This is a genomic window from Bradyrhizobium sp. SOJA106 (genome assembly GCF_059448745.1).
This window is the reverse complement of sequence record NZ_CM182549.1, coordinates 7310589-7335965: the sequence shown is the minus strand read 5'-3', so window position 1 is coordinate 7335965 and position 25377 is coordinate 7310589. Positions and strand designations below refer to the sequence as shown.

Here is a 25377-nt window from a genome sequence, read left to right as displayed (position 1 = left end):
AGCTGAGAGGGTGGTGCGGTCTTCGCTTGTGCTTCGCTCCAGCTACGCGACAAGCTGCGCCACGCGTAGCCCGGAAGGGCGAAGCGTGGAGACCCGGCCTGGATTTGAACCAGGATGAAGAGCGTTGCACCGCCCTCGCGTAGACGCTTCCGCCACCGGGCCGTCAGGATCATGCCTGATCGGGGTTCAGCAAGCCACCTCAGCTACCTGTTATGCTTAACGAACCATGGGCGGTCGCGCGATGAAGGTCATGCGCCAGCGATTGTGGCCGATATTGCCGTGGGCGCGCTGGACCGCGAAGCCCGCCGCTTTCAGCTTGGCGGTGATCTCGTCCTCGCTGTAGCGCTGGAGTCCGATGCGCGAGCGCAAGTGACGATAATCGGACAGCGCGGTGCTGATCAGCCCGATCAACGCGTCCTTGAGAAAGCCGTGCCGCAGGCCGAAGCCGAGCAGCGCCATCACGTCGCGGCCCATGCCCACATTGGGCTGCAAGATATCGCCGAGCACCAGCTTGCCGGAGGGCTTCAGGATGCGGCGGATGTTGAGCAGCGCGGCGTCGAGCTCCTCCGGTGTCATGTATTGCGCGACCGAGTTCATCACCGCGAGGTCAATCGACTGGTCCTGCATCTTGCGCACGTCGTCGAGCGAACGGACGCGTATTTTCGTGTTCGGGGCGAAGCGCGCGATCAGCCGGCCGCGCACGCCGGGGGCCGGCTCGGCCAGGATCAGCTTGCCGCAGGCCGATGCCACCAGGCCCGCCGACAGCGCCTCGCCGCAGGCATAGTCCAGCACCACCGCGTCCGGCGAAGGGATGTAACCGATGATGTCCCGCGCGATGATCTGGAAATGCAAGTCGCGATGCAGCTTGCTGACATAGATCGTATGCGTCGAGTCGTAATAATCGATCCAATCGTCCATGATATCCGAGGGTCCCGGCCGAATAGTTCCTGGGAAGGAACCGGCGCTGCCGCCTTGCGTTAGGGGTGCGACGGCGCGCCGTCAATGTCCGCGTCCTAACAGGAAGGTTCATCGTGAGCAAAGCCCCCAGCAAGGTCTCGCCCGACCTCGACACGCCCACCGATCTGTCACCCCAGGCAGTCAACAAGGTTTCGGAGGCGCTCAACGTGCTTCTGGCCGACGCGTTCGCGCTGTATCTGAAGACCAAGAATTTCCACTGGCACATCAGCGGCCGGCATTTCCGCGACTACCACCTGCTGCTCGACGAGCAGTCCGAACAGATCTTCGCCACCACCGACCAGCTTGCCGAGCGCGTCCGCAAGATCGGCGGCACCACGCTGAAATCGATCGGCCAGGTCGCAAAGCTCCAGACCATCAAGGACAACAACGACGACTACGTCCCGCCGCGCGAGATGCTGCGCGAATTGATGCAGGACAACAAGCATGTCGCGGCTGCCATGCGGAAGGCTCACGAGGTCTGCGACGAGGCTGGCGATGTCGCCAGCGCCAGCATCCTTGAAGTCTTCATCGACGAGACCGAGCGGCGGACCTGGTTCCTGTTCGAAGCCACGCGGCAGGAAGGCGGCAACGAGGCGTAGGGGAATTGCGTAAGGGGGTTAGCCGAAGGCGCAACCCACCGCTTGTCTATCCACGGGAGGAGAAGAGGTGGGTTACGCCTCGCTAACCCACCCGACGGCGTCGCCCTTGCAGCTATCGCCACAATCGCATCAAAGCGCCATCCTTGCCTGTCACCGGATCGGCCGGTGGCAGCGCCACTTTCGGAATCGTCTTCAGCGCGTTGGCGTGGTTCTCCGGTGTTGGCCGTGTGATCTCCATCTTGGCACCCGGCGGGTAAGCACCGATCACGCAGAAATCGTCACTCGCCTTGATACATTGATGCCCGGTGCCGGCGGGCAGGATCGCGACATCGCCGGCCTTGATCTCCAGCTCCTGGCCGTGGTCGCCGCCGAAGCGGACCCGCGCATGGCCGCGCGCGACGCCGAGCACCTCATGCACGGTCGAATGATAGTGGAGATAATCGTAGACGCCATTGCGCCACGTGCCGCCCCAGTCATTCGCCTCGAACAGGTTTTCGATTGTCTCTTCCGGATGCTCGGGATCGAGCTTCACGGCGCCCTGGTAGACGAGGAAGGGAAGAATGTTGTTCGGCACGAGCCCGTCATCCTCGAACACGATGGCGAGCGGCTCGGCATTGTTGCGGACGACGGACATTGCTGGGACTCCTGCGTGAGCGTAGCAGGGGTCAACTGGCATTGCCCGTAGTACGTTCCTCTCGTGTCCCGGACGCGATGCAGCGAAGCGCGTTCACGCGCTCTTCGACGCGCTATCGCACTGCGCCCGGAGCACGAGAGCCGGAGCGCGCCTTACGCGCTCTTCTTCTGCCGCATCAGATCGGCAAAGCGCTGGAACAGATAGTGCGAGTCGCGCGGACCGGGCGAGGCCTCGGGGTGGTACTGCACCGAGAACACCGGCTTGCCGTCGAGCTGGATGCCGCAATTGGATCCGTCGAACAGCGAGATATGGGTCTGCGTCGCGCCCTTCGGCAGCGTCGTCTCGTCCACGGCAAAGCCGTGGTTCATCGAGGTGATCTCGACCTTGCCGGTGGTCTCGTCCTTCACGGGATGATTGGCGCCGTGATGGCCCTGATGCATCTTCTTAGTTCTAGCCCCGACCGCGAGGCCCAGCATCTGGTGACCGAGGCAGATGCCGAAGGTCGGCGTGCCCGACTTGATGACGTCCTGGATCACGGGCACGGCGTATTTGCCGGTCGCGGCCGGATCGCCCGGACCGTTCGACAGGAACACGCCGTCCGGCTTCATCGCCAGGATGTCTTCCGACGAGGTTGTCGCCGGCACCACCGTCACCTTGCAGCCGACGCCGGCAAGCAGGCGCAGGATGTTGCGCTTGATGCCGTAGTCGATGGCGACGACGTTGAACTCCGGCTTGTCCTGGCGGCCAAAGCCCTTGCCCCAGGCCCACGGCGTCTCGTCCCAGGTGAAGCGCTGGCCGCTCGTGACCATCGGCACGAGGTCCATGCCCTCGAGGCCCGGCCATTCGCGCGCTTCTTCCTTGAGGCCGTGCAGGTCGAATTCGCCGCTCCTGGAATGCGCGATCACGGCATTGGGCATGCCCTTACTGCGGATCAGCGCGGTCAGCGCGCGGGTGTCGATACCGGAAAGGCCGATGATGCCGCGCGCCTTGAGCCAGGCGTCGAGATGCTTGGTGGCGCGGTAATTCGAGGGATCGGTGATCGCGGTGCGCAGGATCACGCCGCGCGCGCCGGGCGTCGCCGCCATGTTCACCGTCTCGATGTCTTCCTCGTTGGTACCGACATTGCCGATATGCGGGAAGGTGAAGGTGATGAGCTGGCCGGCATAGGAGGGATCGGTGAGGATCTCCTCGTAGCCCGTCATCGCGGTGTTGAAGCAGACTTCACCGACGGCGTGGCCTTCGGCGCCGAGACCGAAGCCTTCGAGTACCGTGCCATCGGCGAGCACGAGGAGCGCGGTCGGTTTATGGTCCGGCCAGGCGGTATCGTTTTCATGTTGGGTCATGAGCCCGCTTCATAAGCCCCCCACGGGCGCCCGTCAAAGCGGACAAACGCCGATTCACATGCGTTTTTGCATATTTGACGGGCGGCTTCAGGCACTTAGGCAGGAACCAGCAACTTTGCGCCATTTCGGCCCCCGATCGGGAAACAAAGCACCGGAAGCCGGTCCAGTCTGGCCTCTTGGCCGCGAACGGCTTAGATCAGGCGCGACAGATTGAGAGGACCCCGGCCATGCTGCGCGACGACATCAACAATGCGGTCAAGGAGGCCATGAAGGCCAAGGACGAGCGCAAGCTGTCCACGCTGCGCATGGTCAACTCGACCATCAAGAACGCCGACATCGACGCGCGCGGGCAGGGCAAGCCGCCGCTGACCGATGCCGACCTACTCGCGGTGCTGCAGAAGATGATCAAGCAGCGCCAGGAATCGGTCGAGCTCTACGACAAGGGCGGCCGCGCCGAGCTCGCCGCGCAGGAGCGCGAGGAGATCGCGGTGATCTCGGCGTATTTGCCGAAGCAGATGTCGGACGACGAGGTGAAGAAGGCGATCGCGGACGCCATTGGCGAAACCGGCGCGGCCGGCATGAAGGACATGGGCAAGGTGATCGCGCTGTTGCGCGCGAAATATGTGGGACAGATGGATTTCGGCAAGGCGTCCGGCTTGGTGAAGGCGGCGCTGTCGGGAGGCTGATGTTGGAGCTTGATGACCACGCGCGGCTGAAGGCGCTTCTTTCTTCTAGCAGAGAGTGGTTTTGGCACTGGCGTTCGCCGGCCGAGGTTCTTAAGGAGCTGGATCGTATTAACAGAACGATCCTATCAGACTATTCGCTCTTCAGTGGCGCGTTCGTCACTCATCGCGAGGCAAAGCAGTTGCGCGAGATCTGGGTGCTAGCGAAATGCGCGGTCCCGATGGACCTTCCAAGGATCAGGTTATGCCCGCGAGATCCGCCAGATGGATATATTGGTCGAGGGAACGAACAGATACCTGCCGAAATTCTGGAGGTTCTAGAGCCCGGACGAAAGCGAAACCTTGAATTTGGTCCACATGCTCCGAGCATTTCTATGGACCAGGTCGAAAATTGGATTCGTCGAGCACATGCTATTCCCGGCGCTCTAGCCCACGCAATCCAAAAGAAGAAGGCCAAGTCATATCCTCAATCCACGGAGCTGTTTGTATATCTCAACATTGGGGAGTACGGGATTCGGCAGAAACAAACTGAAGGCGCAATTCGCTCTTTGCTCGCCCAACCGGTCGATCCCTTCGCCGCCATTCATGTGCGCTGGAAAGAGAAGGTATTCAGCGACAATGGCGCAACGTTCGTTGATCGGAATATCCTTGCTGATGAGAAAGATGACGACGCGTCTCTTTGGAGAATGACTATCGAGGATTCTGACGACTGATTGGAATCACAGGCCATGCTCACCGAAGCCGCAACCTACGACGAGCTCTACCGCAACTTCCGCTGGGACATCCCGGCGCGCTTCAACATGGCGGAGGCGTGCTGCGACCGCCATGCCGACGGCACCGGGCGCCTCGCGCTGGTCTATGTCGACGAGAACGGCGCGACCACGCGCACCTCGTTCGACGAGGTCGCCGAGATGTCGCGGCGCTTTGCCAACGTGCTGAAGGCCGACGGCCTTGTGCGCGGCGACCGCGTCGCGGTGTTCCTGTCGCAGTCGCTGGAATTGCCGATCGCGCATGTAGCGGCATTCCGCGCCGGTCTGATCTCGATCCCGCTGTTCGCGCTGTTCGGCGAGGACGCACTGGAATTCCGCTTGTCCAACTCGCAGGCCAAAGCGATCGTCACCGACGAGGGCGGCTGGGAGAAGCTGGCAAAGATCCGCGATCGCCTGCCGGATCTGAAGCACGTTTATGTCGTCGGGGAGCGCGCGCCCTCGGGCACCAAATCGTTCTGGGATGCGCTGAAGGCCGCTTCGCCCGACTTCGCGCGGGTCGACACGTCGTGCGACGATCCCGCGCTGATCATCTACACTTCAGGCACCACGGGCAATCCGAAGGGCGCGCTGCATGCGCATCGCGTCGTGCTTGGCCATCTGCCGAATGTCGAGATGTGCCACAACTTCTTGCCGAGGCCCGGCGATCTCATGTGGACGCCGGCGGACTGGGCCTGGATCGGCGGCCTCATCAACGGCCTGTTCGCATTCTGGTACCACGGCATTCCGCTGGTCGGACATCGCGCGCGAAAGTTCGAGCCGCAGGCGGCGATGCAGATGATGGCCGACCTCGGCGTCCGCAACGTCTTCCTGCCGCCGACGGCGCTCAAGCTGATGCGGCAGGCGGGCGTGAAGCATCCCGGCGTCAAGCTGCGCAGCATTTTCACCGGCGGTGAATCGCTCGGCGGTGAGCTGCTCGGCTGGGTGCGAGAGACCTTCGGCATCGACGCGCACGAAGTGTTCGGGCAGACCGAGTGCAATCTCGTGATCGGCAGCAACTCGAACCTGTTTCCGATCCGCCCTGGCGCGATGGGCAAGGCAACGCCGGGCTTCGACGTCCGCATCGTCGACGACAGGGGCGAGGAGCAGCCGCGCGGCCAGCGCGGCATCATCGGCGTGCGCCAGCCGTGCCCGTGCACGATGCTTGAATATTGGCGCAATCCGGAAGCGACGGCGAAGAAATATGCCGGCGAATTCCTGCTCACCGGCGATCTCGGCGTGCAGGATACGGACGGCTATTTCTGGTATGTCAGCCGCGAGGACGACGTCATCACCACCGCCGGCTACCGCGTCGGCCCCTCCGAGATCGAGCACACCTTGATGAAGCATCCGTCGGTGGCGATGGCGGCCGTGGTCGGCATTCCCGATCCGATCCGCACCGAGTCGATCAAGGCGTGGATCGTGCTGCGTCCGGGCTTTACCGGCAGCGATGCGCTCGCGCGCGAGATCCAGGACTTCGTCAAGGTGCAGCTTGCCGCCCATGAATATCCGCGCTTCGTGGAGTTCGCTGAGACCTTGCCGATGACGGCGACCGGCAAGGTGCTGCGGCGCGAGCTGCGGGCGAGGGGATGACGAGGATCAGTAACGGGGTACGCAGGCTCATCGATGGGCGGGTCCGCTCTTCACGCATGTTTGTTCGGAGGTACAATTTGCGGCACCACCCTGCGGACAGTCCATAGGTATAGGCTCGAAAATCGTACGGACGAGAGGCATTTCACGCTGCGAGCATTGCTGCGTCATGGCAATCTTTGCGCTGCGGGGCATCACGTTGCGCGTCCGCGCGGCAGCGCTAATATTGTGGTCCGCGCGCGACGAAAGATCGCGCCCGCAAACGAGGGAGGAAGCCGATGTCCATCTCGGGCAAGGTCGATCCGGTAGTGCGTGCCGTCGCGGCGACCGACATCGCCGAGGCGTTGGTGGAGGGGCTGCGGGACTTCCAGGCGCTGCCGCTCTACGGCCTCGCCTTCGGCGCGCTCTATGCCGCGGGCGGCATCGTCATCATGCTCTGCCTCACGGCCTTCGGCATGGTCTATCTGGTCTATCCCCTTGCCGCCGGCTTCGCGCTGATCGGGCCTTTCGTGGCGATCGGCCTTTATGAGGTCAGCCGCCGCCGCGAATGCGGCGAGCCGGTTTCGTTCGGTGCGATCTGGTCGGCGGTACGTTCGCGCAGCGAGATCGGCTGGATGGCCTTCGTCACGCTGTTCATGTTCGTGATCTGGATGTACCAGGTGAGGCTCCTGATCGCGCTGCTGCTCGGTCTGCACGCCTCGTTCTCCAGCCTCCAGGAGTTCATGACGGTGGTGCTGACGACGAACGAGGGCCTGCTGTTCCTCGCGATCGGCAACGCGGTCGGCGCCGCGCTGTCGCTGATTCTGTTCTCGCTGACGGTGGTGTCGTTTCCGCTGCTGCTCGACCGCGAGGTCGACTTCGTCACGGCGATGGTGACGAGCGTGCGCGCGGTGGTGACGAGCCCGCTGCCGATGATCGGATGGGCCGCCGTGATCGTGATGCTGCTGATCGTCTCGGCGCTGCCTTACTTTCTCGGTCTGGTCGTGACGCTGCCGGTGCTCGGGCATGCGACGTGGCATCTGTATCGGCGGCTGGTGGTGCCGGTGTGAGGTCGTCGCTTGTCGTTCGCCCCTCGGACAGTGCCGGGTGGGCAAAGCGATGGTGGTGCCGGTGCCCGCCTAGTGGTCATTGGGCCGCGCCTTGCGCGGACCCGGTGACGCGCCCCGGAATGACCAATACGCCTACGGCGTCTTGATCCCCATCGCTTTCAGCGCATCGAGCATACGCTGCGGCGGGCCCATCTTCACCACCAGCGGCTTGCCGGTCTCGAGCAGGCTCTTCAGGCTCGACAGGATCGCGGGCCAGCCGGAGCGGCCGCCGGCGAGGATGTCGTCACTGAGCGGCCGGTCGTGGCTCTCGCTCATGCTCAGGCGCACCGCGTCGCCGACCTGCTCGATGTCGTAGGTGACGAGCGTCGGCCCTAGCTTCTCGATCAGCTCGGGCCAGTTCACGTTGAACGTGACCGAGAGCTTTCGTGGCGGATCGTAGGCGAGAACCTCGCCGCTGATGTGCAGGGCTCCATCAGGCGTGCGCACGATGAACGCGCCGCCATGGCGCGGCTCCACCTCCACGCTATTGCCGAAGAAATAGAGCTTGCTGAACTCGGCCGAGGTCAGCGCTTCCCACACCTTCTCCGGCGTGGAGGCGATGTAGATGGTGTAGACCGTCAGCGGCTTGAATTGATCGAGGTTCATCTTGCGTCGAGTCCCTTGTTGAGGGCTGCGCGCGGAATGGCGAGCACCTGGCCTCGCTCCAGCAGGCTCTTGAGCTGCGACAGGATCGCCGGCCAGCCGTTGGAAACGGCGCCGAGATATTTGCCGCCCTCGATGAAGCCGTCATGCAGCACGGTCAAACGCACGACCTGGCCAAAGGGTTCGATGGTGAAGACGACGCGTGAGATCGGCTCACCGCGCAGCTCTTCGTATTTGTGGTGCTTGAAGCTGTAGGACAGGCGCCGCGGCGGATCGGCCTCCAGAATCTCACCGGAATCGGTGACCTCGCCGTCCAGCGAAAGCGCAAAGGGCGAGCCGACTTTCCAGTCCGACTTCACCTCGGCGCCGAACCAGTATTGCCGTGTGAACGCGCTCGACGTCAGTGCCTCCCAGAGTTTTTCCGGGGTGGTCTCGATATAGCTCACATAGACGAATTGCGGCTTACTCATCGCGCTTCTCCAACTGGCGTTTCAACTCGCTGAGCGCGGCGAGCTTGCCGCGCTCGAACTTCTTGATCCAGCGTTCGCCGATCTGATGGATCGGCACCGGATTGAGGTAGTGCAGCTTCTCCCGGCCATGCCTGATGGTCGTGACCAGGTTGGCCTCTTCGAGAATGACAAGATGTTTTGTGACGGCCTGCCGCGTCATCGCGAGGCCTTCGCAAAGTTCGTTGAGCGTTTGGCCGTTTTTGGCGTGAAGCCTGTCCAAGAGCGAGCGTCGTGACGCGTCGGCGAGCGCTTTGAAGACCTCATCCATGGCGGCGATAATAGGCAACCAAATGGTTGCATGTCAAGCGTGACGTCATTCCGGGGCGCGCGAAGCGCGAACCCGGAATCTCGAGATTCGCCGCTCCGCGGTTTCCGGAATGACGTGCAAAAGAACGTGTCTTTGGTCCGTGCAATTTGCCGTGCTAGCGTTGAAGCTCAGCCAGCACCGATTGGTTCCGGGAGGACTTTGATGTTCCGTTGCGTCCTGACTGCTGCCTGTCTGGTCCTTTTCGCCGGCAGCACCTTTGTCCATGCGCAGAAGCAGACCATCGGCGCGCCGCCGGAAGCCTCCAACATGAAGCTGGTCGGCACCAACGATCTCCAGGCGCGCAGCGCCTACCAGCCCACCATTCACCATCAGGGCGACCGCTGGATCGCCTATATCGGCCATCATGGCGGCACCGACGATGTGCCGTCTCCCGTCAATCCGATGACGGGGCAGGCGGAGCCGAACGGCACCTCGATCGTCGACGTCACCGATGCCGCGCATCCCAAATATCTGCGACATCTGCCGGGGCAGGAAGGCAAATACGAATCCGGCGGCGCGCAGATGGTGCGGGTCTGCGACGGCAAATCGTTGCCGAAGGGCGATCCCAACGCGGTCTACATGCTGCGCACCTTCGGCAGCGAGGCGCATGAGATCTGGAACGTGGCCGATCCCGCCAATCCCGTGCTCCTCACGCGCATTGGCGGTCTGAAGGATACGCACAAGAGCTGGTGGGAATGCGACACCGGCATCGCCTTTCTCGTCTCGGGCGCGCCGGACTGGCGCACGCGGCGGATGACGCAGGTCTATGATCTCGGCGATCCCGCGCATCCGCAGAAGATCCGGGATTTCGGCCTGCCGGGACAGGAGCCTGGCTCGACCGGCGCGGTGCCGATCGAATTGCACGGGCCGATCTCGACCGGGCCGAACGGCAATCGCGTCTATTTCGGCTACGGCACCAACAAGGCCGGCATCCTGCAGATCGTCGATCGCGAGAAGCTGTTGAACGGGCCGAAGGAGCCGACGGCGGACAATCTGCGCTACCCCGAGATCGCGCGGCTGCCGATGTCCGCTTTCAACGGCGCCCACACCACGTTTCCGATGCTCGACATGCCCGTCGCCGAGTTCGCCGAGGACAAGGACGGCAGGACCCGCGACATCGTTATGATCGTCGACGAGGCGATCCTCAACGAATGCGGCGAGGCGCGGCAGATGGTGTGGTTCGCCGACGTCACCACCGAGACGCGGCCAATGACGATCTCCAGCTACACCGTGCCGGAGGAGAGCGGGCGGTTCTGCCAGCGCGGTGGCCGGTTCGGCTCACATTCCTCGAACGAGAGCATGGCGCCGGTCTATTACAAGAAGATGGCCTTCATCGCCTTCTTCAATGCCGGCGTGCGCGCGCTCGACATCCGCGATCCCTATCATCCGAAGGAGGTCGGCTATTTCATTCCGTCGATCACGAGCGCGACCGACAAGCGCTGCATCCCGGTCGAGGGCGGCGAGCGCTGCAAGGTCGCGATCCAGACCAACAATGTCGAGACCGACGATCGCGGCTACATCTACATCGTCGATCGCGCCAATACCGGCCTGCATATCCTCGAACTGACAGGACCCGCGCGCGCCGTGGCCGGCCTGCCGAAGAACTGACGATGCGGCGCGGGGCAATCATGCTGATGGTCATGATCGCTCTCGGCGCGCCGTCGCGCGCGTGCGCAGACGAGGCGGAACGCGTCGGGCAATGGCGGGAGATCACATGGCCGTTTCCCCGCGACGGCTGGCCCGCGGGCCGTGCGTTCCGCTGCACCGCGCGCGGCTGCAATGGAGCCGAGCTCTACGTGCGTGCCAAGCGGGGTTTCTGCAATTGCGACAACGGCGTTGCCGATGACGACGAAGTCGACCGTGTCACCGACATCGATCTGGTCAGCCCGCGCTTTGCAGCTGTCGCGGCAGGGGAGGAAGTCAGCGTTGCAGCGATGCCTGGCCGCGCGAGGCGGTATGATCTCGACATCTCCGACGGTGTTCATCACGCCGCGATCGGGGTCGCAGTCTCGCGCAGGTGCGATCTGCTCGTTGCAGTGGTGCAGGGGCCTGGAGAGGCGGCTGCGATGCAGCGCGCGGCGCTCGTGTTTCTGGAGACGGAGGAGATGAGGGGATGGATGACGACGGCGCTGGATGGCCGGTGAAGTCTCCACCACCTCCGGTGTCATCACCCGCTTTCACGGCTGATGACACCGGCAATTGAGAGGCCTCGGTGCCACGCAGTCACGCCTTCCCTCCCGGCCTGTCCCATGCATTAATATCCCCAAACCCTCCTCAGCCGAGTCCCGCCCATGATGTCCTTGCAAGCCTATCTCGCCTTCGTCGCCGCCTGCATTGCGCTGGCGCTGCTGCCGGGGCCGATCGTCACGCTCGTCATCGCCAACGGCCTGCGCCATGGCACGCGCGCGGCGCTGACCAATGTCGCCGGCGCGCAGGCGGGACTCGCGATCGTGATCGGCATCGTCGCGGTCGGCCTGACCTCGCTGATGGCGACCATGGGCTACTGGTTCGACTGGGTGCGCTTTGCCGGCGCGGCCTATCTGGTCTGGCTCGGCATCAAGCTGATCTGGACGCCGGCCGAGGGCGTCAATGTCGGCGAGCCGCCGGCGCCGCCGCGCGGCGGCTTCTTCCTGCAGGGCTTCCTGGTGCTGCTGTCGAACCCGAAAGTGCTGGTGTTCTTCGGCGCCTTCATCCCGCAGTTCATGGACATGAGCCAGCCGCACTTTCCGCAAGTCGCTTTGCTGGGCGCCACCTTCATGGTCACCGCGGTGATGACCGATGCGCTCTACGCCATCGCCGCCGGCCGCGCGCGAAAGTTCTTCTCGGCCCGCCGCACCCGGATGATGTCGCGCATCTCGGGCGGCTTCATGATCGGCGGCGGCATCTGGCTGGCGCTGACCCGGGCGAAATGAGTCCGAAGCGCGATGAGATTGTGATCAATCCTCATCGCGCTTTCGGTTGTTGTTTGCGCATGATCTCCGCGCAAACGCGTTCCGCGTTTGTCGCGAGGGAAAACCGCTCCGCACTTTTCCGGGTCATGCTTCAGGCCCGCTGCTCGGCCCGCAACTCCACCTCGATCTCGGCAAAGATCCTTCCCAGCCGCTCGGCCCATTGCTGCTGGCCGGATTGATCGGCGATCAGATCCTGGCGGATCTCGATGCCGGTGTTGACGAGGCCGCGGGCCTCGCCGTGGACGGGGATGGTGTAGTCGCTGAGATCGCTCACCGCATAAGGCTCGTTGTCGCCGACGACGAGATCGCCCTCGCTGCGCAGATGTTTCAGCAGCAGCTGCGGCAGCACGGTGTCGCGGTTGTAGAGCGCGCCGATATGCCAGGGCCGCGCGACGCCGGCATAGACCGGCGTGAAGCTGTGCAGCGACACCAGCACGGTCGGCCGCTTGTGATGCAGGCGGCGCTCGATCGCAGCATTGATGCGATGATGATAGGGCTCGAAGATCTCGCGCCGCCGTGCCGTGCGCTCGCTCTCGGAGATGCCCTCGTTGCGCGGAATTCTGGTGGCTTCCGAGATCACGGGGATCGAGCTTGCAACGGCGGGCGAGCGGTTGCAGTCGATCACGAGCCGTGAATAGCGCTGCGCGATCAGATGCGCATCGAGCACTTTTGCCAGCCGCTCGGCGACGCCGGCAATGCCGACGTCCCAGGCGATGTGCCTGGAAAGCTCGCTCTCGGCGAGGCCGAGGTCGCCGAGCGCGCGCGGCAGCACCCGTCCGTAATGATCCGAGGTGAGCAGGAACGGCGATGCGCCTGCTACATTCACCTCATGCACTGGTGGAATATCCTCCTCGCCAAGGAGTTGATCGGCCGTATCGACTGCGTCCAGCGTCATTCCTGATTGCCTACCGAAAATGCAATTGCCCCTTCGAAATCAGGCAGGAATCGCCTGTTCGAAATTGATCCGGCTTGCCGGACGATGCCGCCAGCGGCGATTCATCTCAAGAGCGAATATCGCGCGCTCCGCCCTTGACTGGGGCGACATTTGTGACGCGCGATGCTGTCGCTTCGCGCGATTGGCGGTTATAGACACGCCATGACCTCCGATCGTCTCTTCGTCTACGGCACCCTGATGCGCGGCTTCGACCATCCGATGGCGCGGCTGCTTGCGGGCCACGCGGATTTCCTGGGTGAAGCGACCTGCCGCGGCCGGCTCGTCCTGGTGAAGCATTATCCGGGCCTGCTGCTGTCGGATGCGGCCTCCGACATCGTTCATGGCGAGCTGTTTCACCTGCGCGCGCCGGACGAGCTGCTGGCCGAGCTCGACATGTACGAGGCTTGCGGCGAAGGCTTTCCGGAGCCCACGGAATATCTGCGCCGGTTGATCGACGTGACGGACGCGGATGGCGTCACTGGGAAGGCCTGGGCCTATATCTACAACTGGCCCGTCCACGACCTGCCGCGCATCGCATCCGGGCGCTTTCTCGAACACTGATTGTTCGTCGGAAAACTGCGGCGCACTTTTGCGGATCATGCTCTAGGCCGACAGCACTTCCTTCACCACGCGCACGTCGACCTCGTGCTCGACGTAAGTCCATTCCTCGGTCTGCCTGAGCATCCCCACCAGCTCATCGAACAGCGAGGTGTCCGCGGGCGCGAATTCGAACCAGGTCAGGAAATCGAAGGGGCCGCCCAGGTCGCGGCAATGATAGAGCTGGCGCGCGATGGCGGGCAGGAAGCGAAGGCTGCTGGCGATGTGGTGCGACTTGTCCTCGAAGATCTTGCGGCGCTCTTCCTGCGTCAGCTCCCACCAGGCGTCCGATTTGCGGATCGGGATCAGCGCGGCGCTGGTTGCCTCCGGACGGCCGAGCCCGGCCTGCACGGCCACGAGCTGCTCCTTCTCGGCCCGCTCGGTATAGCGCAAGCTAGAGGGCACACCGACCAGCCGCCACGCATTGCGCGAGGGCACCAGCGGCAACGAGACGGCCTCGCTGTCGGTGACCGACACCGCCGGCACGAAGGGCAGGGGCTCGCCCGTCACCGGTGAAATCGAGGTGACGCGCCAGCCCCCGCTGTGACCGCCTCGAAAGGTCCTGAACATGCAGCTATGGAAGCGTGGAACCGGGCGCGGTTCAAGCCTTGCCACCGTGATTCCGGGATATTGGTCCCGTCATCCTGAGGTACTCCCACGGCATAGCCATGTGAGCCTCGAAGGCGGCAGGGAGCCCAGGAATGACGGAACGCCCTGTGAATAGGTCGAATAAGCCGGATAACCCGCCTAAACCTGACTTCTGGCCAGCCCGCACCTATATCCCTGATCCTTCGCCCGACTCATCCCGGTTTGCGCTAAACCCACGCCATGCGCTTCACGCCTCAATTTCTCGACGAGCTTCGTGCCCGGCTTTCGGTCTCCGAGGTCGTGGGCAAGCGCGTCAAGCTGAAGAAGGCGGGACGGGAGTGGAAGGGGCTGTCGCCGTTCCAGCAGGAGAAGACGCCGTCCTTCTACGTCAACGACCAGAAGGGCTTTTACCACGACTTCTCCTCCGGCAAGCATGGCGACATCATCAGCTTCGTGATGGAGACCGACGGCCTGCCGTTCGCGGAAGCCGTCGAGCGCCTCGCGGGCATGGCGGGCCTGCCGCTGCCGGCGGTGACGCCGGATGCGGCGCGGTTCGAGCAGCGGCGCAAGTCGCTGCATGACGTCATGGATCTCGCCGCCCAGTTTTTCGCGGAGACACTGGCCTCGCGGGTCGGTGCCAAGGCGCGCGGCTATCTCGCCGACCGCGCGATCTCGCCGGCGACGCAATTGCAGTTTCGCCTCGGCTATGCGCCGCCGGATCGCTTCGCGCTGAAGGAGCATCTCGGCAAGCTTGGCATCTCCGTCGACGACATGGTCGAGACCGGGCTGCTGGTCGCCGGCAACGACATTCCCGTTCCTTACGACCGCTTCCGCGATCGCGTGATGTTTCCGATCACCGACTTGCGCGGCCGCGTCATCGCCTTCGGCGGGCGCGCGCTGGAGAAGGACGTTCCGGCAAAATACCTGAATTCGCCGGAGACGCCGCTCTTTCACAAGGGTGACAATCTCTACAACCACCAGACCGCGCGCAAAGCCACGCATGACGGCGGCGCGCTGATCGTGGTCGAAGGCTATGTCGACGTCATCGCCATGGTCACCGCGGGCTTTGCCGGCACTGTGGCGCCGCTCGGCACCGCGCTGACCGAGAGCCAGCTCGCGCTGCTCTGGAAGATGGCGGACGAGCCGATCCTCTGCTTCGACGGCGACCGCGCAGGGCAGAAGGCGGCTTATCGTGCTGCGGACCTTGCCTTGCCGTTCCTCGCCCCCGGCAAGAGCCTGCGTATTGCGCTGCTGCCGGAAGGGCAGGATCCCGACGATCTCGTCCGCTCCGGTGGGCGCGGCGCGATCGAGGAGGTGATCTCAGCTGCGCGTCCGCTCGCCGACATGGTCTGGTCGCGCGAGCTCGAAGGCGGCAATTTTGCCACCCCCGAGCGCCGCGCTGCGCTGGAGGCGCGCATCAAGGAGCTCACGAACGGCATTCGCGACGAGGTGGTGCGGCGCTATTATCGCGACGATTTCGTCGAGCGGCTTCAGCGCACGTTTGCTCCGGAGGGCGGGCGCGGCTTTGGCGGCCGGGGCAATTTCCGCCCCGGCGGCGGCCGCCCGTTCCAGCCGCGGGGCGCGGCCGGTGCGAATCGATTCGGCGGCCAGGGATTCGGCGGCCAAGGGCGCCGCGGCGCGCCCGGTCCGACCCTGCTGCCCTCCGGCCCCTACCAGGCGGCGAGCCCGCAGCTGGCGGCCAGCCCGATCATGAAGGGGCAACGCAGCGCCATCTCCCGCCGGGAGGCCCTGATCCTGCAATGCCTGATCAACCACCCCTGGCTGCTGCATGAGCACCTCGAGGAGGTGGCCGCCCTGGAGCTGGCCCATCCCGAGGCCCACAAGCTCAGGGCCGGCATCATCGCCGCCTTCGCCAACGACCATCACCACTCCCCGGACCCCGAGGAGCAGGCCGAGAAGATGCGCGGCGACCTCGAAAAGAGCGGTTTTTCGCAGGTTCTTCAAAGGGTTGAGAATGCCATCACCACCGCCGCGGTGTTTGGCGCCCGCGAGGGAGCGGCGCGGGATGATGTTCTTGCCACCTGGCATCAGCTCGTTGCCTTGCATCGGCAATACCATTCACTACTTAGAGAGCTGAAAGACGCCGAGCTGGCCTTGGGGGAGGACCCCAGCGAGGCCAATTTGGCGTGGCTGCGTGATGTGAAGGCTCGGCTGGCCGAGGTCGACGGTACCGAGGCCCTGATCGAGGGTTTTGGTGAGCTGTCGGGCCGGTTCCAGAAGAGCGTGTGATGAAAGAATCATGCGGACGGCCGGGGCCGCGACCGCTAAAAGACTCGCCAAATCCAAGGTTTGGCGGCAAAAACAGGGTTAATCGAGGCTTAACGGTCTTGTAGCACTTTGGCCCAGAAGCGGCCGCAGGCAGAACAGACGCGTCAGGAATGAATCCGCGCAATCGCTGTTGGCACTACACCTGCATCCGCTGCGACAAAGAGGCTCACGAAGCGTTAGGCAAATCCGGCGAGAGAGAGTTGGGGGTGGCGAGAGAGACGTGCGCCGCCCTTTCCGTGTCGAGAGCTGCCGAAGCGAGAGCGTCGAGCAACAGGTTCAAGTGAATTCACGCGGGGCGCGGCGATCGTCTCGCATGAAGCGCGTTTAGGAGCAATGGATGGCCACCAAGGCAAAGACGCTGCAGGCGAAGGACAAGGAAAAAGACGACAAGGCAGCGGATGCTCCGGAGAAGGATTCCCAGGACGCGCCCTCGCCGTTGCTCGATCTGTCCGACGCGGCCGTGAAGAAGATGATCAAGCAGGCCAAGAAGCGCGGCTTCGTGACCTTCGATCAGCTCAATGAAGTTTTGCCGTCCGACCAGACCTCGCCCGAGCAGATCGAGGACATCATGTCCATGCTCTCGGACATGGGCATCAACGTCACCGAAGCCGACGACACCGACGGCGAGGAAGAGAAGGACGAGGCCGACGACGAGACCGATAACGAGCTCGTCGAGGTCACCCAGAAGGCTGTCACCGAGGTCAAGAAGAGCGAGCCGGGCGAGCGCACCGACGATCCCGTGCGCATGTATCTGCGCGAGATGGGCACGGTCGAGCTGCTCTCCCGCGAAGGCGAAATCGCGATCGCGAAGCGCATCGAGGCCGGCCGCGAGGCGATGATCGCGGGCCTTTGCGAAAGCCCGCTGACCTTCCAGGCCATCATCATCTGGCGCGACGAGCTCAACGAGGGCAAGATCTTCCTCCGCGACATCATCGATCTCGAAGCGACCTATGCCGGCCCCGACGCCAAGGGCGGCATGAACACCGCGATGATCGGCGCCCCGGCAACCGAGAACGGCGAAGCCCCGGCTGAAGGCGGTGAGGCTGTCGCCGCCGCCGCTGCGCCCGCGCATGTCGCCCCGCCCGCGGCGCCGCCGTCGCCGACCCCGTTCCGCGCCGCGCCTGCCGCCGGCGACGAAGCCGGCGAGGAGAAGGACCCGGGCGAGGTCGCGGCCGAAGCCGACATGGACGACGACGAGTTCGAGAACCAGATGTCGCTTGCCGCCATCGAGGCCGAGCTCAAGCCGAAGGTCGTCGAGATCTTCGACAAGATCGCCGACAGCTACAAGAAGCTGCGCAAGCTTCAGGAGCAGGACATCCAGAACCAGCTCCAGAACGAGTCGCTCTCGCCGCACCAGGAGCGCAAGTACAAGAAGCTGAAGGACGAGATCATCGTCGAGGTGAAGTCGCTGCGCCTCAACCAGGCCCGCATCGACAGTCTCGTCGAGCAGCTCTACGACATCAACAAGCGCCTCGTCTCGTACGAGGGCCGCCTGATGCGCCTTGCCGACAGCCACGGCGTCGCGCGCGACGACTTCCTGCGCAACTACACCGGCTCGGAGCTCGATCCGCGCTGGCTCAACCGCGTCTCGAAGCTGTCGGCCAAGGGCTGGAAGAATTTCGTCCACCACGAGAAGGACCGCATCAAGGACCTCCGTCACGAGGTGCATCAGCTCGCCGCGCTGACCGGCCTCGAGATCGTCGAGTTCCGCAAGATCGTGCACTCCGTGCAGAAGGGCGAGCGCGAGGCACGCCAGGCCAAGAAGGAGATGGTGGAAGCCAACCTCCGTCTCGTGATCTCGATCGCGAAGAAGTACACCAACCGCGGCCTGCAATTCCTCGACCTGATCCAGGAAGGCAACATCGGCCTGATGAAGGCGGTCGACAAGTTCGAGTACCGCCGCGGCTACAAGTTCTCGACCTACGCCACGTGGTGGATCCGGCAGGCGATCACCCGCTCGATCGCCGACCAGGCCCGCACCATCCGCATCCCCGTGCACATGATCGAGACGATCAACAAGATCGTGCGCACGAGCCGGCAGATGCTCAACGAGATCGGCCGCGAGCCGACCCCGGAAGAGCTCGCCGAGAAGCTCGGCATGCCCTTGGAGAAGGTCCGCAAGGTCCTCAAGATCGCCAAGGAGCCGCTCTCGCTGGAGACGCCGGTCGGTGACGAAGAGGATTCACATCTCGGCGATTTCATCGAGGACAAGAACGCGATCCTGCCGATCGACGCCGCGATCCAGTCCAACCTGCGCGAGACCACCACGCGCGTGCTCGCCTCGCTCACCCCGCGCGAAGAGCGCGTGCTCCGCATGCGCTTCGGCATCGGCATGAACACCGATCACACGCTGGAAGAAGTCGGCCAGCAGTTCTCGGTGACGCGCGAGCGCATCCGCCAGATCGAAGCAAAAGCGCTGCGCAAGCTGAAGCATCCGTCGCGGTCGCGGAAGCTGCGGAGCTTCTTGGATAACTGATCCGAATTTCAATCAGAACGAAAACGGCGGGCCAACAGCCCGCCTTTTTCTTTGACTCGGCTCTCACCCCGTCATTGCGAGGAGCACTTGCGACGAAGCAATCCAGGCTGCGTCTTGTAATCACCAGGCGATTCCCCGACCCCTGTCCGCTCCTATTCCAACAGCAACAAAAGAGCGGACGGTGCCCGACTTCCGAGATGCGCCAGAAGCGGTCATCTAAGATGCTACGGTAGCGGCCTTTGGGCATTTAGTTCGCAGCAATGCTTGTGAATTTTCCCTGTGCCCTCGCACGACGAAAACCCAAAAACTGAGCTACCACCGCCGGCACAAAGAACAGCGTCGCCATGAATGCAAGCGCGAAGCCTTCGTCTGTATTGACATGAGGCAGGAATGGCAGCCGAACAAATACGGCCACCACCGCCAGAATGACTATCAGCAGCTTCGAGAATACCAAGCAGTACAGTACACTGAAGAAAGTGTTCGGGCTATTTGCGGCAATCCAACTTCCGAGCCAACGGCCAGGGAGCAGGAGGATAGCGAACGTGCCGACCCACGTGGCCGCAATGATTGTCAGGAGATCGATCCCACTCATGTTCAGCCCATGACCCAGTTGTATCCGGCAGAAGATCAGTATTTGCTAAGGGACGATTAGCCGGATCGCTAAAACAAGTGCGGCGGCGTAGCTGTGGGTCAAAATGCGAAGAACTCAGGTTGAGCAAATACGGTCTGCTCTGCCGCCCATCTCCGCCGACGCATTTCTGGATTGCTTCGCTGCGCTCGCAACGACGTGGATGGAGCCGAAGCCTACTTCTTCTTCGCCCCGACCCGCTCGATCCGCTTGATCTCGAGCGCCGGCCGCCCGCTCTTTTCCGCGATCTCGCGGTCCTGCTCCATGATGAAGGCGCGCGCGGGTTCGTCGCCGTCGAGGCCGCCGAGCAGCTCGGCGGGGACGCGGCGGTTCGAGCGCTGGGAGCCGTCTTCATAGACGACGTTGAAGAAGGCGAATTCGCCTTTGGGATTGGTACCGGGTTTTTTGGCCATGGCGGCTTGTCGTCGATCAGTGCGCCGCAGTCAAATGACTTCGCGACTTGTCAAACGCGAAAGTGAGCGGCTGCCGCTCTGGCCGCCAATCGGCGACATCTGTTCGTGAGATTGAAGCGCCCGGCGCTTCGCAAGGTTCGATGCGCGCCCTCAATAAACGGCGGGCCGCGAAAGCCCGCCGTTTATTTTTGGTCTTCAGCGCCGCCCGGGGCTGGCAGGGCGACAACCTAAAATAGAATAATATCCCTTGCGCTCTGTGATCGCAAGGCAAATCGTCGCGGCGATGGTGTCGCAGCGGGCGCATCAGATATTCAGCTGATGGCATCGCGAGTTCCCGCAATTCGAAAAGCAGATGCTTGAATCATCGAAGTACTTTGTTCATCTTGCCGCGCTCTCGCAAGGCAGCGAGAACGCGCGCGAGGGCTGGGATTGAGCTGCACGAAGCCCCCGACCATGCGCAGCGGGATGCAACATCGGCATTCATGTGTCGTCGGGGATGTGTGGATCGCACGAGGCTCTCAAGGTGCGGCGCGGGCAGGCGTCAAGCTCCGGAGTCTGCGATGCTGACACAATATCCCTGTTTTGCCCGACGGGTCAACCGAAATTCGGAATAGGCGTAAGCGATCCTCGCCGTGCTCCTACTGTGCATGGGGTTGTTTTGCGATTTTTGTTTTGCCGCCGTCGGCGCGGGCATCCGATATGATCTGATCCAGCTCGCTTTGACGCGAATCCCGTTCCCGGGCATGATCACCATCTGTTTCGCACCCACCTCATGAGGATGCTTTCGCATGTTGAGATCGCTTTTCGCCGCCGCCGTCATCGTCTCGCTGGCCGGTGGAGCGGCGGAGGCTGCGCGCTGCGGCGGCGACTTCAACAGCTTCATCGCCAGCATGGCCGCGGAGGCGCAAGCCGCCGGCGTCTCGGCGAGCGTGACCAGCGCGGCGTTCAGCGGCATCACCCAGGACGGCGCGGTGCTCGCCTTCGACCGGCGCCAGCGCTACACTTTCAACAAGAGCTTCGAGCAATATGTCTCGACCCGCGTCGGCGCCGGCCGCATCAATGGCGGCCGCGCGCTGCTGCAGCGCCACGCCGCGCTGCTCTCGCGCATCGAGCAGCAGTTCGGCGTGCCCCGCCAGATCCTGGTCGCGATCTGGGGCCTCGAGAGCGATTTCGGCAAGGGCGATATGGGCAAGCTGCCGGTGATCCGCACGCTGGCGACGCTCGCGCATGACTGCCGCCGCACCGATCTGTTCCAGGGCGAGCTGCTCGCCGCGCTCAAGATCGTGCAGCGCGGCGACCTGCCGCTGCGCGATGTCATCGGCGCCTATGCCGGCGAAATCGGCCAGACCCAGTTCCTGCCGTCGTCCTACATCAAATACGGCGTCGACTTCGACGGCGACGGCCATGTCGATCTCCGCCACAGCGTCCCCGACGTGCTCGCCTCGACCGCGAACCTGCTGCACTCGAGCGGCTTCAAGATGGGCCAGCCCTATGGCGAGGGCAGTGCCAATTTCGAGGCGATGCGCGAGTGGAACAGGGCAGTGGTCTACCGCAAGACGATCGGCTATTTCGCGGACCGGCTGATGGGGCAGTGAGCTTCACCCGAACCTGGAAGGGTGAGGGCTATCGCATATGAAAACGGCGTAACTTTTGGGGCTGCCGTTTCCACATCGTCATGGCCGGGCCCGGGCATGACGAGTTTGTGGAACGTCGGCTGCTCGCGCCATATTCCCCGTCAAGCCCTGACGATGGAACCGTGCCTTACATTTTTTTGAAAACGAAACCGAACCGTAGCCTCCCCGAGTTTTTAACATACGTTATGAGGCCAAGCATTGGAGCCGCTGATGGGACAAGCACAGCCATTTCGCGCGACAGCGCTCATTGTTGAAGACGACGTCATGCAGCGGGAGATGCTCTGTGTCCTGCTGGAAGAAAGCGGCTACCAAGTAATCCAGTGCGACAGCGCCGAGGCCGCCGAGCGCATCCTGGACAAGAACGCAGGCGCGCTTTGTTTGATGATGACCGACGTGCAGCTCGCCGGCCGCATGAACGGGGTCGAGCTCGCGCACGTCGCCAAGGATCGCAACCCCCGGCTCGACGTCGTCGTCACCTCCGGCCGTCCCCTGAAGCAGCCCTTGCCTGACGGCGCGAAATTCTGGGCCAAGCCCTGGGCGCCGCTGGACGTGCTGCGCGAGGCAGAGCTCGCGCAGCTGGCTTGACGGCCCGATTGTTCAGGGAGCGAGGTCCGGCTTTCTCGCCGTGAGGCGGACTGCTAAGCTCCGCCCATGACCTGGTCCTTCCTGCTCACTTCACTGATCGTCGTCGCCTCGCCCGGCACCGGCGTGCTCTACACGCTGGCGGCGGCGCTGACGCGCGGCTCGCGTGCCAGCGTGGCGGCCGCGTTCGGCTGCACGCTCGGGATCGTGCCGCACATGATGGCGGCGATGCTCGGGCTTGCCGCCGTGCTGCACACCAGCGCGCTCGCCTTCGCCGCGCTGAAATGGTGCGGCGTGCTCTATCTGCTGTGGATGTCCTGGCAGGCGCTGCGCGAGACCGGGGCGCTCGCGCTTGAGAGCAGGATCAAGGAGCGATCGGCCGGCCGCGTCATCGTCACCGGCTTCCTGATCAACATCCTCAATCCAAAACTGTCGATCTTCTTCCTCGCCTTCCTGCCGCAGTTCATCGCCGCGGACGAGGCGCATGTCCTGACGCGGATGCTGGAATTGAGCGGCGCCTTCATGGCGATGACGTTTGCCGTGTTCGTCGTCTACGGCCTTTGCGCCGCCTCCGTGCGCGAGCGTGTGATCTCCCGTCCCGCCGTGATGACCTGGCTGCGCCGCAGTTTTGCCGCGGGGTTTGCGATGCTCGGCGCCAAGCTGGCGTTCGCGGAGCGGTAGCTTCTTCTTCACCTCTCCCCGTAAGAACGGGGAGAGGAGAGGGAGTGAGAGACAGAGCGTGTCGCGATAACTCACCAACAAAAAAGCGGGCCTCTCGCCCGCCACCTCAAACCAGCCTGACTCGATACCCGGGCGGAGCGAGGCTCCACCCGGGCAAAGAAAAAGAAGCCTCGTTACTTCTTCTTCGCCTTCTTGGCCTTCTTCGCCTTCTTCTTCGCCGCCTTCTTCGCTTTCTTAGCCATAGTATCCTCTCAAAGGGTTCATGGTTAAACGCGACACGAGGGATGCTCGGCGGAGGGCCAGCCTCGCAATATCCTCGATGACAAACTCAGCAGATTCGCGAGCCTCTGCCCCGCGCTGTCACATCGGTGTCATCGCGTTATCCACAGCTCAGATGCATTTCCGGATGATTTTTGGTCGCGAATTCGCCTCACGCGTCAGCACGGCGCATCGGCGGCGACAGGCTTAACGATCCGACAACGGCCGCGTGACGTTCATGAATCCAAAACCAAAGGCGCGTTTTCGCAGGTCGCAGTGAGACTCCATTAAGCGCAACCGTCGCATTGTCTTCCGCAAGAAAACGGGGATGGGTCATGGACGGACGGCTGCCGGGAACGGGGGGCGGGACGCTGCGCGTGCTGTACGCGCCATGCTGAACGTACCGACATTGTGGACGGTCTTCATCGTCAACTTCCTGGCGCTCGGCGTGATCTGGGCGTACGTGACGCGCTCCTATCCGAGTTTCGCGGCTGCGCGGTTCTGGATGGCATCGGCCTTCGTCGGTGCGGCCGGCGCGATGGTCGCCCTGATTGGCCTCTCGGCCATGTCTCCTATCCCGCTTCTGATTGCAGGCGCCGGCATCATCGCGGCGAGCTGCTTCGCCGCAATGGGCATCCAACGCTTCTATGATCGGCCAGTCTCCTGGCGGTTCATGGTCGCGACGTCGGCCCTGAGCCTCAGCACAGTCGCTTTCTTCAAGTTCGGCTTCGATCACATGCCGCTGCGGATGCTCTGCTACACACTCGGGCAGTCCTTGCCGCTGTTGTGCTCGCTGCATTTGTTGCTGTCTCCGCCAGAAGGGCGAGTTAGTCCGGGAGCCCGGCTGTCCGGCATCGTCATCATCGCCCTGGTCGCGACGTTCAGCACGCGCGTCGTAGGCAACCTGCTCGACTATGATTTCTCGGCCGTGGCTGGCGGTCAGAACCATGCCGTCATGGTGCTGGTGCTGCTGTTCCTCTCGATGACGCTCAATTTCGGCTTCCTCCTGATGGCGATGGACCGCCTGCGCGGCGAGGTTGCCGACCTCGCGCTGCTCGACGATCTCACCGGCGTTGCCAACCGGCGGCACCTGTTGCAGCGCCTGTCCGAGGAATGCGCCCGCTCGGAGCGCAGCGGCGAGCCGTTCTCGCTGCTGGTGATCGACCTCGACGGCTTCAAGACCATCAACGATACCCATGGCCATGCCGCCGGCGATGCCTGCCTGCGGCACTTCACGCTGATGGCGCAGACGCGCCTGCGGCCCGGCGACATGCTCGCCCGCAGCGGCGGCGACGAGTTCTGCGTCGTGCTGCCGTCCTCCTCCTTGCGCGAGGGCGCGGCGATCGCCCGCCGCGTGCTCGACGTGTGCCGGCAGGATGCCGCGAGCTGCACCGGCGCCGACATCCCGATCGCGATTTCGATCGGCGTTGCCGAGTGGGACCACAGCGTCGGTCAATTCCCTGATAGGCTGATCGCGCATGCCGACCACGCGCTCTATGCCGCCAAGAAGAACGGCAAGAACAATTTCGCGGTTTACGATCCGGCCCCGCCGCTCGCGCCGGGGGCGATCGGGCCGATCGAGAGCAAGCGCACATTCGCGTAAAGCCTGCTACGATTTAGGTCCACATTGGACCCGCATGATGATCTCCCGCCTGCTCGCCGCCATTCTCGCCGCGCTCCTGATCTCTCCCGTTGTCGCCGCCGACGCCGAGCTCGCAAAGCTCGCGCGCGCCTCAGGCACGCCCGACATTCCCGGCCTGAAGATCGTCTGGCTGGCGCCGTGGGGCGACGTCGCCAAGGCTCATGCCTGGCGCAACATCATCGTGCACCAGACCGAGGGGCCATCGGGCTCGGCGCGCGGCGGCGCGGCGGAGCAGGCGAAGAACCCGACGCGCCGCGGCGTCACGGTGTGGGTCGAGACCGACGGCACGGTGTATTGGGCGGTCGCGGAAGACCTGGTGCCGACCCATGGCGACGGCGCCAACCGCAACGACAACAAGTACATCGACAACCGATCGACCTACCGCCAGGTGGTGCGCGACAACTCGATCGGCGTCGAGTTCGCCGGCAACTATCCCGATGTTGCGACCGGACCGACGGAGGCGCAGGTCGCGGCCTGGAGGATCCTCGTCAAGGTGCTGCGCGCGCGCTACGACATCCCGCTCGAACACGTCTATGCCCACAACTGGATCGACTACAAGGACGCGCGCTATTGCGAAGGCTGCTGGCTCGCGACGCTGGCGCGGGTGTGGGGGGAGTAGCGTTGGCGGTCATTGCGGGGCGCGAC

The 25377-nt window shown here is 63.6% G+C and carries 26 protein-coding genes and 1 tRNA gene; 16 read left to right on the top strand and 11 right to left on the bottom strand.

Annotated elements, in window-relative coordinates; genetic code table 11:
- Positions 1–86 precede the first annotated feature (86 nt).
- Together AC5V87_RS34565 and AC5V87_RS34560 are read right to left on the bottom strand one after the other, a co-directional pair.
- Positions 87–162, bottom strand: a tRNA-OTHER gene (locus tag AC5V87_RS34565).
- A 54-nt stretch (positions 163–216) separates the two neighbouring features.
- Positions 217–918 carry a class I SAM-dependent methyltransferase gene (locus AC5V87_RS34560; RefSeq protein ID WP_456842658.1) on the bottom strand — a complete coding sequence of 234 codons (702 nt, stop codon included), beginning with the start codon at positions 916–918 and terminating at the stop codon, positions 217–219.
- 113 nt (positions 919–1031) lie between these two features.
- Between AC5V87_RS34560 and AC5V87_RS34555 the strand changes: the two genes are divergently transcribed.
- Complete coding sequence (locus AC5V87_RS34555; RefSeq protein WP_456842659.1) at positions 1032–1556, top strand: Dps family protein; 525 nt, start codon at positions 1032–1034, stop codon at positions 1554–1556.
- 112 nt (positions 1557–1668) lie between these two features.
- Here the strand turns inward: AC5V87_RS34555 and AC5V87_RS34550 are convergent, their stop codons facing one another.
- Positions 1669–2190, bottom strand: a complete 522-nt coding sequence (locus tag AC5V87_RS34550) for a cupin domain-containing protein (RefSeq protein WP_456842660.1) — start codon at positions 2188–2190, stop codon at positions 1669–1671.
- 152 nt (positions 2191–2342) lie between these two features.
- Complete coding sequence (gene carA, locus AC5V87_RS34545; RefSeq protein WP_456842661.1) at positions 2343–3533, bottom strand: glutamine-hydrolyzing carbamoyl-phosphate synthase small subunit; 1191 nt, start codon at positions 3531–3533, stop codon at positions 2343–2345.
- Between the two features lie 227 nt (positions 3534–3760).
- Here carA and AC5V87_RS34540 point away from each other — a divergent pair, with 227 nt between their 5' ends.
- The 4 genes from AC5V87_RS34540 to AC5V87_RS34525 all read left to right on the top strand — a co-directional run bounded on the left by AC5V87_RS34540 (position 3761) and on the right by AC5V87_RS34525 (position 7601).
- Positions 3761–4219, top strand: coding sequence for a GatB/YqeY domain-containing protein (locus AC5V87_RS34540; protein ID WP_495369163.1), 459 nt, complete (start codon positions 3761–3763; stop codon positions 4217–4219).
- Complete coding sequence (locus AC5V87_RS34535; protein ID WP_495369162.1) at positions 4219–4929, top strand: hypothetical protein; 711 nt, start codon at positions 4219–4221, stop codon at positions 4927–4929. Before AC5V87_RS34540 ends, AC5V87_RS34535 begins: the two co-directional genes overlap by 1 nt.
- Before the next feature lie 15 nt (positions 4930–4944).
- The gene (locus tag AC5V87_RS34530) at positions 4945–6555 is read left to right on the top strand and encodes an acyl-CoA synthetase (RefSeq protein ID WP_495369161.1); all 1611 of its coding nucleotides are present in this window, start codon (positions 4945–4947) and stop codon (positions 6553–6555) included.
- A 275-nt stretch (positions 6556–6830) separates the two neighbouring features.
- Entirely contained in the window at positions 6831–7601 is a 771-nt protein-coding gene (locus tag AC5V87_RS34525) for a DUF2189 domain-containing protein (RefSeq protein ID WP_456842665.1), read from the top strand.
- Between the two features lie 132 nt (positions 7602–7733).
- Here AC5V87_RS34525 and AC5V87_RS34520 read toward each other — a convergent pair whose 3' ends face one another.
- Genes AC5V87_RS34520 through AC5V87_RS34510 form a run of 3 tightly spaced genes read right to left on the bottom strand, consistent with a single transcriptional unit; the run spans position 7734 to position 9020 of the window.
- Complete coding sequence (locus AC5V87_RS34520) at positions 7734–8246, bottom strand: SRPBCC family protein (protein ID WP_495369160.1); 513 nt, start codon at positions 8244–8246, stop codon at positions 7734–7736.
- Positions 8243–8713, bottom strand: coding sequence for an SRPBCC family protein (locus tag AC5V87_RS34515; RefSeq protein ID WP_456842667.1), 471 nt, complete (start codon positions 8711–8713; stop codon positions 8243–8245). The genes AC5V87_RS34520 and AC5V87_RS34515 overlap by 4 nt, the downstream gene beginning before the upstream one ends.
- A complete protein-coding gene (locus AC5V87_RS34510; protein WP_456843536.1) occupies positions 8706–9020 on the bottom strand; it encodes an ArsR/SmtB family transcription factor in 315 nt (104 codons plus the stop codon). The genes AC5V87_RS34515 and AC5V87_RS34510 overlap by 8 nt, the downstream gene beginning before the upstream one ends.
- A 201-nt stretch (positions 9021–9221) precedes the next feature.
- Between AC5V87_RS34510 and AC5V87_RS34505 the strand changes: the two genes are divergently transcribed.
- The 3 genes from AC5V87_RS34505 to AC5V87_RS34495 all read left to right on the top strand — a co-directional run bounded on the left by AC5V87_RS34505 (position 9222) and on the right by AC5V87_RS34495 (position 11971).
- Positions 9222–10667 (top strand): LVIVD repeat-containing protein, encoded by a 1446-nt coding sequence (locus AC5V87_RS34505; protein WP_495369159.1) that lies wholly within the window; start codon positions 9222–9224, stop codon positions 10665–10667.
- A 20-nt stretch (positions 10668–10687) separates the two neighbouring features.
- Positions 10688–11203: a hypothetical protein gene (locus AC5V87_RS34500; protein WP_495369158.1), complete on the top strand. Its 516-nt coding sequence runs from the start codon at positions 10688–10690 to the stop codon at positions 11201–11203.
- Between the two features lie 147 nt (positions 11204–11350).
- A complete protein-coding gene (locus tag AC5V87_RS34495) occupies positions 11351–11971 on the top strand; it encodes a LysE family translocator (RefSeq protein ID WP_495369157.1) in 621 nt (206 codons plus the stop codon).
- A 130-nt stretch (positions 11972–12101) separates the two neighbouring features.
- Here the strand turns inward: AC5V87_RS34495 and AC5V87_RS34490 are convergent, their stop codons facing one another.
- Positions 12102–12905 (bottom strand): N-formylglutamate amidohydrolase, encoded by an 804-nt coding sequence (locus AC5V87_RS34490; protein WP_495369156.1) that lies wholly within the window; start codon positions 12903–12905, stop codon positions 12102–12104.
- Positions 12906–13106: 201 nt separating this feature from the next.
- Here AC5V87_RS34490 and AC5V87_RS34485 point away from each other — a divergent pair, with 201 nt between their 5' ends.
- A complete protein-coding gene (locus tag AC5V87_RS34485; RefSeq protein ID WP_495369155.1) occupies positions 13107–13505 on the top strand; it encodes a gamma-glutamylcyclotransferase family protein in 399 nt (132 codons plus the stop codon).
- Positions 13506–13547: 42 nt separating this feature from the next.
- Here the strand turns inward: AC5V87_RS34485 and AC5V87_RS34480 are convergent, their stop codons facing one another.
- The gene (locus AC5V87_RS34480) at positions 13548–14111 is read right to left on the bottom strand and encodes a chlorite dismutase family protein (RefSeq protein WP_456842673.1); all 564 of its coding nucleotides are present in this window, start codon (positions 14109–14111) and stop codon (positions 13548–13550) included.
- 258 nt (positions 14112–14369) lie between these two features.
- On the opposite strand from AC5V87_RS34480, the gene dnaG reads away from it, so the two are divergent.
- Both dnaG and rpoD read left to right on the top strand, forming a co-directional pair.
- Positions 14370–16379 (top strand): DNA primase, encoded by a 2010-nt coding sequence (dnaG, locus tag AC5V87_RS34475; RefSeq protein ID WP_495369154.1) that lies wholly within the window; start codon positions 14370–14372, stop codon positions 16377–16379.
- Positions 16380–16755: 376 nt separating this feature from the next.
- Positions 16756–18894 (top strand): RNA polymerase sigma factor RpoD, encoded by a 2139-nt coding sequence (gene rpoD, locus AC5V87_RS34470; RefSeq protein ID WP_495369153.1) that lies wholly within the window; start codon positions 16756–16758, stop codon positions 18892–18894.
- Between the two features lie 247 nt (positions 18895–19141).
- Here rpoD and AC5V87_RS34465 read toward each other — a convergent pair whose 3' ends face one another.
- Both AC5V87_RS34465 and AC5V87_RS34460 read right to left on the bottom strand, forming a co-directional pair.
- Entirely contained in the window at positions 19142–19486 is a 345-nt protein-coding gene (locus tag AC5V87_RS34465) for a hypothetical protein (protein ID WP_456842675.1), read from the bottom strand.
- Between the two features lie 212 nt (positions 19487–19698).
- On the bottom strand, positions 19699–19935 hold the full coding sequence (locus AC5V87_RS34460) for a hypothetical protein (RefSeq protein WP_456842676.1): 237 nt from the start codon (positions 19933–19935) through the stop codon (positions 19699–19701).
- A 788-nt stretch (positions 19936–20723) separates the two neighbouring features.
- Between AC5V87_RS34460 and AC5V87_RS34455 the strand changes: the two genes are divergently transcribed.
- From AC5V87_RS34455 to AC5V87_RS34435, 5 genes are all read left to right on the top strand, one after another.
- A complete protein-coding gene (locus tag AC5V87_RS34455) occupies positions 20724–21530 on the top strand; it encodes a lytic murein transglycosylase (protein ID WP_495369152.1) in 807 nt (268 codons plus the stop codon).
- Positions 21531–21779: 249 nt separating this feature from the next.
- Entirely contained in the window at positions 21780–22154 is a 375-nt protein-coding gene (locus AC5V87_RS34450) for a response regulator (protein WP_456843537.1), read from the top strand.
- Between the two features lie 66 nt (positions 22155–22220).
- Positions 22221–22832 (top strand): LysE family translocator, encoded by a 612-nt coding sequence (locus AC5V87_RS34445; protein WP_456842678.1) that lies wholly within the window; start codon positions 22221–22223, stop codon positions 22830–22832.
- Positions 22833–23481: 649 nt separating this feature from the next.
- Positions 23482–24693, top strand: coding sequence for a GGDEF domain-containing protein (locus tag AC5V87_RS34440; RefSeq protein WP_495369151.1), 1212 nt, complete (start codon positions 23482–23484; stop codon positions 24691–24693).
- A gap of 34 nt (positions 24694–24727) precedes the next feature.
- On the top strand, positions 24728–25351 hold the full coding sequence (locus tag AC5V87_RS34435; RefSeq protein ID WP_495369150.1) for a peptidoglycan recognition protein family protein: 624 nt from the start codon (positions 24728–24730) through the stop codon (positions 25349–25351).
- The last annotated feature ends 26 nt before the right edge of the window (positions 25352–25377 follow it).

Bases quoted from the DNA above. Each gene is read 5' to 3' on its own strand.
- AC5V87_RS34485 (WP_495369155.1), top strand. From the start codon at position 13,107: ATGACCTCCGATCGTCTCTTCGTCTACGGCACCCTGATGCGCGGCTTC.
- AC5V87_RS34535 (WP_495369162.1), top strand. From the start codon at position 4,219: ATGTTGGAGCTTGATGACCACGCGCGGCTGAAGGCGCTTCTTTCTTCT.
- carA (WP_456842661.1), bottom strand. From the start codon at position 3,533: ATGACCCAACATGAAAACGATACCGCCTGGCCGGACCATAAACCGACC.
- dnaG (WP_495369154.1), top strand. From the start codon at position 14,370: ATGCGCTTCACGCCTCAATTTCTCGACGAGCTTCGTGCCCGGCTTTCG.
- AC5V87_RS34460 (WP_456842676.1), bottom strand. From the start codon at position 19,935: ATGGCCAAAAAACCCGGTACCAATCCCAAAGGCGAATTCGCCTTCTTC.
- AC5V87_RS34540 (WP_495369163.1), top strand. From the start codon at position 3,761: ATGCTGCGCGACGACATCAACAATGCGGTCAAGGAGGCCATGAAGGCC.
- AC5V87_RS34440 (WP_495369151.1), top strand. From the start codon at position 23,482: ATGCTGAACGTACCGACATTGTGGACGGTCTTCATCGTCAACTTCCTG.
- AC5V87_RS34560 (WP_456842658.1), bottom strand. From the start codon at position 918: ATGGACGATTGGATCGATTATTACGACTCGACGCATACGATCTATGTC.
- AC5V87_RS34520 (WP_495369160.1), bottom strand. From the start codon at position 8,246: ATGAACCTCGATCAATTCAAGCCGCTGACGGTCTACACCATCTACATC.
- AC5V87_RS34445 (WP_456842678.1), top strand. From the start codon at position 22,221: ATGACCTGGTCCTTCCTGCTCACTTCACTGATCGTCGTCGCCTCGCCC.
- AC5V87_RS34480 (WP_456842673.1), bottom strand. From the start codon at position 14,111: ATGTTCAGGACCTTTCGAGGCGGTCACAGCGGGGGCTGGCGCGTCACC.
- AC5V87_RS34455 (WP_495369152.1), top strand. From the start codon at position 20,724: ATGTTGAGATCGCTTTTCGCCGCCGCCGTCATCGTCTCGCTGGCCGGT.
- AC5V87_RS34515 (WP_456842667.1), bottom strand. From the start codon at position 8,713: ATGAGTAAGCCGCAATTCGTCTATGTGAGCTATATCGAGACCACCCCG.
- AC5V87_RS34495 (WP_495369157.1), top strand. From the start codon at position 11,351: ATGATGTCCTTGCAAGCCTATCTCGCCTTCGTCGCCGCCTGCATTGCG.
- AC5V87_RS34500 (WP_495369158.1), top strand. From the start codon at position 10,688: ATGCTGATGGTCATGATCGCTCTCGGCGCGCCGTCGCGCGCGTGCGCA.
- AC5V87_RS34550 (WP_456842660.1), bottom strand. From the start codon at position 2,190: ATGTCCGTCGTCCGCAACAATGCCGAGCCGCTCGCCATCGTGTTCGAG.
- AC5V87_RS34505 (WP_495369159.1), top strand. From the start codon at position 9,222: ATGTTCCGTTGCGTCCTGACTGCTGCCTGTCTGGTCCTTTTCGCCGGC.
- AC5V87_RS34465 (WP_456842675.1), bottom strand. From the start codon at position 19,486: ATGAGTGGGATCGATCTCCTGACAATCATTGCGGCCACGTGGGTCGGC.
- AC5V87_RS34530 (WP_495369161.1), top strand. From the start codon at position 4,945: ATGCTCACCGAAGCCGCAACCTACGACGAGCTCTACCGCAACTTCCGC.
- rpoD (WP_495369153.1), top strand. From the start codon at position 16,756: ATGGCCACCAAGGCAAAGACGCTGCAGGCGAAGGACAAGGAAAAAGAC.
- AC5V87_RS34450 (WP_456843537.1), top strand. From the start codon at position 21,780: ATGGGACAAGCACAGCCATTTCGCGCGACAGCGCTCATTGTTGAAGAC.
- AC5V87_RS34490 (WP_495369156.1), bottom strand. From the start codon at position 12,905: ATGACGCTGGACGCAGTCGATACGGCCGATCAACTCCTTGGCGAGGAG.
- AC5V87_RS34435 (WP_495369150.1), top strand. From the start codon at position 24,728: ATGATGATCTCCCGCCTGCTCGCCGCCATTCTCGCCGCGCTCCTGATC.
- AC5V87_RS34510 (WP_456843536.1), bottom strand. From the start codon at position 9,020: ATGGATGAGGTCTTCAAAGCGCTCGCCGACGCGTCACGACGCTCGCTC.
- AC5V87_RS34525 (WP_456842665.1), top strand. From the start codon at position 6,831: ATGTCCATCTCGGGCAAGGTCGATCCGGTAGTGCGTGCCGTCGCGGCG.